Source organism: Microcoleus sp. OTE_8_concoct_300 (assembly GCF_031383065.1).
Taxonomy (GTDB): domain Bacteria; phylum Cyanobacteriota; class Cyanobacteriia; order Cyanobacteriales; family Microcoleaceae; genus Microcoleus.
This window is the reverse complement of record NZ_JANMZH010000479.1, coordinates 1-7293: the sequence shown is the minus strand read 5'-3', so window position 1 is coordinate 7293 and position 7293 is coordinate 1. Positions and strand designations below refer to the sequence as shown.

6 protein-coding genes are annotated in these 7293 nt (G+C 44.2%); 1 reads left to right on the top strand and 5 read right to left on the bottom strand.

Going from position 1 to position 7293, the window contains the following annotated elements:
- Positions 1-986 precede the first annotated feature (986 nt).
- Entirely contained in the window at positions 987-1436 is a 450-nt protein-coding gene (ndk, locus tag ACUVJL_RS21600; protein ID WP_445247707.1) for a nucleoside-diphosphate kinase, read from the bottom strand.
- 630 nt (positions 1437-2066) lie between these two features.
- Between ndk and ACUVJL_RS21595 the strand changes: the two genes are divergently transcribed.
- On the top strand, positions 2067-2822 hold the full coding sequence (locus ACUVJL_RS21595) for a hypothetical protein (RefSeq protein WP_445247706.1): 756 nt from the start codon (positions 2067-2069) through the stop codon (positions 2820-2822).
- Positions 2823-2834: 12 nt separating this feature from the next.
- Here the strand turns inward: ACUVJL_RS21595 and proB are convergent, their stop codons facing one another.
- The 4 genes from proB to ACUVJL_RS21575 all read right to left on the bottom strand — a co-directional run.
- Entirely contained in the window at positions 2835-3944 is a 1110-nt protein-coding gene (gene proB / locus ACUVJL_RS21590) for a glutamate 5-kinase (protein ID WP_445247705.1), read from the bottom strand.
- Between the two features lie 294 nt (positions 3945-4238).
- Positions 4239-4760 (bottom strand): YqeG family HAD IIIA-type phosphatase, encoded by a 522-nt coding sequence (locus ACUVJL_RS21585; protein WP_445247704.1) that lies wholly within the window; start codon positions 4758-4760, stop codon positions 4239-4241.
- A gap of 149 nt (positions 4761-4909) precedes the next feature.
- A complete protein-coding gene (gene mltG, locus ACUVJL_RS21580; RefSeq protein WP_445247703.1) occupies positions 4910-6034 on the bottom strand; it encodes an endolytic transglycosylase MltG in 1125 nt (374 codons plus the stop codon).
- 280 nt (positions 6035-6314) lie between these two features.
- Positions 6315-7293: RRXRR domain-containing protein (locus ACUVJL_RS21575; protein WP_445247702.1), on the bottom strand; the 979-nt coding region annotated here is incomplete at its 5' end.

The following is a 7293-nucleotide window of genomic DNA, read 5'->3' as shown; positions in this document are numbered from 1 at the left end:
GTCCCGCCCGTCCAAAAAGGACGGGCGGGACGCCCATCCCACAATAACAATTAAAATTGTAAGTTATTTAATTCGCGATCCTAAGTATATTAATTCTGATCCTTAAGTTTTAATTGCTTTGTCTACTTTTTTCCCCTTATAAATATTACCATTGTCTATCAATAGACAAGCACATTTTCCTCGTTTCGGTACGGGTTTTAGGATAATAAAAGCCTCACCCGCACTCCTATCGCAGGTTTAAAACTCTCTCACTGCCCTTCACTGAAGAGAAAAGTTTTTTTTGAAAGTCATGTTCAATCGTTGTGTCATATCATGTCCGGTCGAGCGACCGGGATTTTTGTAGGGGAGGGTTCGCCAACAATACCTGCCAATAATTGACCATCTCAAAAACCCGCCCCGACCGGGATATTATGGTTAATCGATCGGACATGATATCATTCTTCCCATTGTTGCTGTACTGATTGTAACACCAATTTTTTGATCGAGTAAATAACGAAGTTATTGGAGAGTGGCAGCATTATTTGCTTCAATCAATTCCGTTAATCCGAGCCGTTGTTCTACCTTGAGTTTAAAATTTATTCCACATTAATCGCTTTGAGGAGCAAGATTTTGGGTCTTACGGTACTGTTTAAGCAATTTTTTGACGATACTGAGTAGCTCCACAAAAACGGTTAACTATTGCTCTTTGTTAAATGCGCTCCTTATGGTAAACCTCGATAATTTTTCGTCGAAAATCAAGATAATAAGCTTTCATTTTTAGTAATGTATGATGTCAGCAAAGCTTGGGAAACAAACGTACTGTGAGTCGAGGCGTCGCCCGCTCATCAAGTGATCTGCTCATGGCGACGCCTCGACTCCTGATTGAATTATAGTTGATTTTATTTTCTGTTCTATATTTTACTGTTTTGAGTGAGTCAGCAACCTGATACCTCATCTGTATGAGAAAGGCTATATCTCCCGATTAATCAATCGGGAGAATATCAAAACTACTCCACAATCCAAGGAGTTAAACAAGGTGTCCAAGCACTCAATTCTTCATCCTTGAACCAGAGGCTAATTTCCTCATGGGCAGTTTCCACAGCATCAGAACCATGAATAATATTACGGCCGACATTCACAGCCAAATCGCCGCGAATTGTCCCCGGTTCTGAATTCAAAGGATTTGTTGCGCCAATCATTTTCCTCGCCGAGGCCACAACGCCGTCGCCTTCCCACACCATCGCCACCATCGGCCCGGAAGTGATGAAGTCTACCAGTCCCGCAAAAAAGGGTCTTTCTTTGTGTACGCCATAATGCTGTTCGGCAAGTTCGCGACTCGCCGTCATTAGCTTCATGCCAACTAGCTTAAAGCCTTTGGCTTCAAAACGACCGATAATTTCGCCGACGAGTCCGCGCTGTACGCCGTCGGGCTTAATCGCTAAAAAAGTCCGTTCCAAGATTAACTCCTATAATTTTCTTAACTGATCCAAAAGATAGAGTAACTCAGAACGTACCTAAAGGCAATTCTGGGAATTGGAAATTGTCATTTTGAGACTTATGGCAGAAGAAAGAAGGAAGAAGTCCTAGGCCCGAGGAAAGAGGGAAGAAGCAATAAAAGCAAGGGTTAAAGAAACCCGGTTTCTACGAGAAATCTTTATTTAGCAGCGATGAATCTGCGAAGAAACCGGGTTTCTCGACTCCTATGCGTCTAGGATCCATTTGCAGGCAGCATCCCGATTTTGTAAAAAGCATTTTTTAGGAGTCCGATCAGGATGCTCACTTGCCTATATAAGCTTGCTCAGCATTTCAATTAGCTCTAAATAAATAATCAAACTCTTGTGGCTTGACTTTGAGCAACGCCCAAAATATGCAATTTAGTAAAATAGCTTATCTCTAGTGAGCAAGATGCTCCTACTCCTGGTATGATATGATGCAAGTCACAATTTTATGTGACTGCAAACACTCTTACCTATGATGTTAAATACACATATGTATGATAACAAACACAATTATTTTGGAGCAAAAACATGGATAATTAATCTAGGTCTGAACATGACATTGAAAGCAGCCATTCAGGATTAAGAGCTATGCAAAAGATTGTAGGATTCATCGAAGAGAAAAAGCAAGAGTTTGCAAAGTTGCCCTTATTTGAAATTCTAGCTAATAAACACATTCACCCGAATCAACGACTAATTTTTGCGCCTGTACTCGATCCTTTGGTAGTGGGCTTGAGCGACTTAAACAAGTACGTCCTCCGAGAATCTTCCAGCAATAACAAAGTTCAGGAACTGATTAACAAATATACTTACAAAAAAAACTACTATTGGCACGGGTATCTGGAACACCTAGAGAAATTGCGGTTCAATCAATTAATGAGTTATGGCGACTTCAGACTGCTTTGGGGTGAAGAAACTAAAAAAACTCGATCGCTATGTTCAGCGCTCGAATCCTATGCTTTCCAAGCCTCTCCCATTCAGAAACTGGTGTTAGTGGAAGTCCTCGAAGGAACGGCCACAGTTTTTTTTGAGGCGGCGCTAGCAGTGGTCATGGAATTACAGCAAATTACCAAAAAAGAATATGTTTATTTGGGAGGAGGTTATGTAAGTTTAGAAAATCATCACCTTTTAAAGACGCCAGAGATGTTGCAAGTTTTAGCAGAGATAGAACTTACTGATGCGGAATGCCAAGCAGCTTTAGAATTAGCACAAAATGTATTTGAACTGTTTACAGAAGTAATGAACGAGCTGTTCGGACACAGCCAAACACATTCTTGCAATACTGTGCTGCAAGTATCCTCAATTTCTGCATTCGATCGCGCTTTCGACTGTCTCGATATTTGTTAGTTTAAAAATTTACTAAACAATCACTAAATTATCTCGGTGGACTGCCGTTTCTACACCGGGATAGCCTAAAATATCAGCAATTTTATCTGACTTGCAGCCCTGGATTTGTCTCAATTCTAAACTGCTATAATTCACAAGTCCTCTAGCAATTTGCTTGCCTGCTGTGTCGCACAACTGCACGGAATCATCAGCTTGAAATTCTCCTTCTACTTGAGCAATACCCGCAGCTAAAAGCGATTTTCCGCCATGGGAAATTGCCTTGACAGCACCCGCATCTAAATATAGTTTTCCTGCCGGAATTAGCACGTTAGCTATCCAGTGCTTGCGAGCGTTTACAGGACGCGGTTGAGGCTCGAATTGAGTACCGATCGACTCTCCGTTGAGTATTTTCTCGATATTACCAGGAAAGCAGCCGTCAGTGATGACTGTGCGCACTCCCGATGCAGTTGCTATTCTCGCCGCTTCTATTTTGGTCACCATACCGCCGGTTCCCCAACCACTGCGGGAATCTCCTGTTTGCACTTGAAATTCTGTGAGCTGTGCCATACTTTGGACTAGGGCGATCGGCTGCGCGTCGGGATTGCTGCGCGGATCCGCGGAATACAGCCGATCGACATCTGTGAGCACAAACAACCAATCTGCTTCTACCAAACTCGCCACCAGGGCCGAAAGCGTGTCGTTATCACCAAATTTGAGTTCGTCTACCGCCACAGTATCATTTTCATTGACGATCGGAATCACGCCCAACCTGAGCAGTTGTTGAAAGGTATTGCAAGCGTTAACATAACCGTTACGCTGCACTAAATCGCCCCTGGTGAGCAATACTTGAGCTATCGGCTGTTGTAGAGTAGTAAACAAGTCATCGTACACCCGCATCAGCCGCCCTTGGCCCACGGCCGCCACAGCCTGTTTTAGAGCAATGTTTCGCGGGCGTTCCGTCAAACCCAAGCGCGCGCAGCCAACCCCAACCGCACCCGAAGAAACCAAAACTACTCGATGACCTTGCTGCCGCAAACCGGCTAAAATTTCGACCAATGCAGCAATAGTTGAAAGAGCTAAGTTTCCCGTAGTCGATCGAGTCAGCGTCGAAGTTCCTATTTTAACAACAATAGTTTTAGTCATTAGTCAGTAGTCAGTAGTCAGTAGTCAGTAGTCAGTAGTCAGTAGTCAGTAGTCAGTAGTCAGTAGTCAGTAGTTATTAGTTATTAGTGATAATATCATTTCCAGTAGACATCTCCAATAATTATTGTGGAACAGGCATCCTGCCTGTTCTAAGCTGGCTTTTCTGGAGATGTCTAGTTGATTATAACCAATACTGTAGGAGCGGGTTCACCAAAATCTATGATTCACGTCCTGGATATTTATAAACCCGCCCTCCGCATTAATTACTAATGACTAATGACTAATGACTAATGACTAATCTTTAATTTTCAGAGAAGCCCCCAAAGCTTGAGAAACCCAAACTTCAAAAGATCGCACCGGATACTTGCGAAGCGCATACCCAGCATCAACCATTGGTTCCACTAAAATAGTAAACATACCCAAACGATTGCCTGCCAAAACATCAGTAAAAAGTCGATCGCCCACCATCGCCACCTGTTCCACTGGCAAATTCATCGCATTAATAGCCCTTCGCAACTTGCGACGGGACGGCTTAGCCGCACCCGTGATGTAAGGTAGATTCAAAGACTCAGCAATCCGACCGATCCGAGTCTCACTTAAATTATTGCTCGCCAACCACAGCGATACCACTGGTTTTATTTCTTCCACCCACAGGGTGAGTTCAGGAGAAGCATTCATTGCTGTAATGGGAACGAGAGTTTCGTCCACATCCAAAACTAATCCTTTAATATTATGTTCCTGAATAATATCAACCGTTAACTTCATGACTGAATCGCCTAGAACTAAGTCAGGCTGTAGTATTTTACCCCAAGTCATAATGATTTTAGATTTTAGATTTTAGATTTTAGATTGAGAAATAAGAAATTGGAAGTTAAAGATTAAACAAGTAAAAAATCAAAAGTGTATAATTATTGCTTTTGCTTTGTTACTTTTGACTTTTTACTTTTGTATTAGTCATTGCCCATCTATGGAGTCGATCGCAACTGCTGGTCAACTTTAGCAATAGCAGCATCGTGTTCCGCCTGCGTGCGGCTGAAAATGTGAGTGCCGTCGTATCGAGCCATAAAATACAGATATTCTGTTTTTTCAGGAGCCAGAGTCGCTTCTAGACTTGCTATTCCCGGAGATGCGATCGGAGTTGGCGGCAGCCCTACATTTACATAAGTATTGTAGGGAGAAGGCGTTTCCACCTGCTTGAAAGTCAAAGGCTTCTCCTTAGTTTGCCTGATGCCGAGGGCGTATTCAACCGTCGGATCTGAACCCAACTTCATGCCCTTATTCAAGCGGCTGGTAAACACCCCAGCAATGAGATTGCGCTCCGAAGCAACCACAGCCTCTTTTTCCACAATACTCGCCAGCGTCACCCACTCTTTCAAATCCAGCTTAGTTTTCTTCTCATTCTTTTGATATATCGGCAAAGCCAACTCCTCGAAGCGACCGAGCATTTGCTTGATGACAGCTTCCGGGCTAACTGCATCGCCGTCTAGCTGATAAGTATCCGGGTACAAAAACCCTTCCAAATGAGGCAGGCCGCTCGGCAGCCAAGGGTACTGAGCGTAGGGAACTTGACTCGCCGCCGCCATAAAATCCTTAGCCGGGAAAAAACCTTGCGCTTCAAAATAAGCGCTCATTTGTTGCAGCGACCACCCTTCTGGAATCGTGAAACTCTGCTGTACGACTTCGCCCTTCCAAATTTTCTCAGCAACTGCACTCAGAGGCTGAGTCGGCGACAGTTGGTAAGTTCCGGCTTGAAAACCTCCATCGCGGTTTTGCAGAGTCAGCCAGCGGGCCCACATATTCCATGCCGAACTCGATCGAATCAACCCCGCAGCCTCTAAATCCCGCCCGATTTTTTGACTGGGAGTACCCTCCGGGATTTGGATCAAAACAGCAGCATCCTCTGGCGGGGAAGTTGACGTTTCAGCTATTTTAGGCGGGGCGGAAGCCCAGCTCCACCAAGCCCAGCCCTGCCAAGCGCAAACCCCCCAGATTGCCGGCAGCAAGGCCAGATAAAACAACCATTTAGAGACTTGCGGAGTTCCTTTTCGGCCCTCGCGCGCGCTGCCTTTTGTCATTTGTTCTTTATTCATTGCTGCCTACAACTGGTACAAACATTGACGGTAAGTCCTATTTCTAGGTGTATATTTCCCTTCGCCACTGACCACCAGAGAGGTTAAAAACTAGGGAGGCATTCTTAACGTCTTGCGGGATACCACTCCCAGGCAGTTCAGTAATTGGCTAGACACTTTTTTAGTCCTGAATTAAGAAGGTGGTGAGTCTTCCTCTTTTCAAGCCCCACGCCTTCAGGCTGGGGTTAGTGACCGAAATTTCTGGGTTTGAAACCCCGTGCTTCTAGCACGGCTTTACAGATTAATTTGCGGAGCGCCACGAATTGTAAGACAAAAACTTACAATCTGTAGGCGCTGCATTTTGGCACAATCGCTTGCTTGTTTTTAGATCGTGCAAACTAATTGTTTTTCGCTGTGGGTCTTTCTTTGTTGGCGACTCTTGCCAACCCCCAACATAACAGAACCCATATTTAGGGTGTTTAACGATTGAACCGCGCTTAAATTCTGCACTTAAAGTTCCGCCGTACCGAGAGCGGACATGACCAGTGGAATGCTGCAAACGATGGAGCTGTCTGCGATGAAACTCCAAAGGGATTACTTCTATTAGCTTTGTGTTATCGGGCTGGATATGTCCTCCGATATACCAATTAGCTAATACCCAAGAGTCAACGCAATGAGCCTCAAACAAGTTTGACAGCTTTTGTTTAGACTTGAGGAGTCCTAAATCTTGACGCATTTTACAGGTGTCAAAGCCCTGCCTAATTTCCAGGTGAGCAATTTTCTCAATTTCCGAGTAGAACCATCGTTTACCTACCTCCAGAGGACTAAAACTTGTATTCCATTTCTTAGCTCCCTTCCAGGTTTTTGCTTTAACGTCTTCTACAACAAATGTCGATATCGGAAACATCAAAGTCAACCATTTGGCAATCCTTAATTTCCACTGCCATCTCGCTTTAGTCGATGGGGGGATGCGATTTTTATTGACCGAGCGGTTAGTTCGGTTTTGACGGCAGGGAGTATTGCGAAACCGCCTACCACGTCGCATATTTCGTCTGACCTCAACGCGATCTTTTACCCAATCAATTGCATGGGTTTGGATATTTAAGTAGGTATGCGTTCTGGATTTAACGGTAAATCCTTCACCAGAAAACGAGCGAGAAGCCCCTGGCTTTAGACATGGGGAGGAAAGCGGCTGCGACTTCAGTCGCCTTGAATCAAAATCCATAGGAATAGCCACCTTTTTTGTGAATAGATTGGCAATATTTATGACTAATTCCTGC

Bases quoted from the DNA above. Each gene is read 5' to 3' on its own strand.
- mltG (WP_445247703.1), bottom strand. From the start codon at position 6,034: ATGAATAAAGAACAAATGACAAAAGGCAGCGCGCGCGAGGGCCGAAAA.
- ACUVJL_RS21585 (WP_445247704.1), bottom strand. From the start codon at position 4,760: ATGACTTGGGGTAAAATACTACAGCCTGACTTAGTTCTAGGCGATTCA.
- ACUVJL_RS21595 (WP_445247706.1), top strand. From the start codon at position 2,067: ATGCAAAAGATTGTAGGATTCATCGAAGAGAAAAAGCAAGAGTTTGCA.
- proB (WP_445247705.1), bottom strand. From the start codon at position 3,944: ATGACTAAAACTATTGTTGTTAAAATAGGAACTTCGACGCTGACTCGA.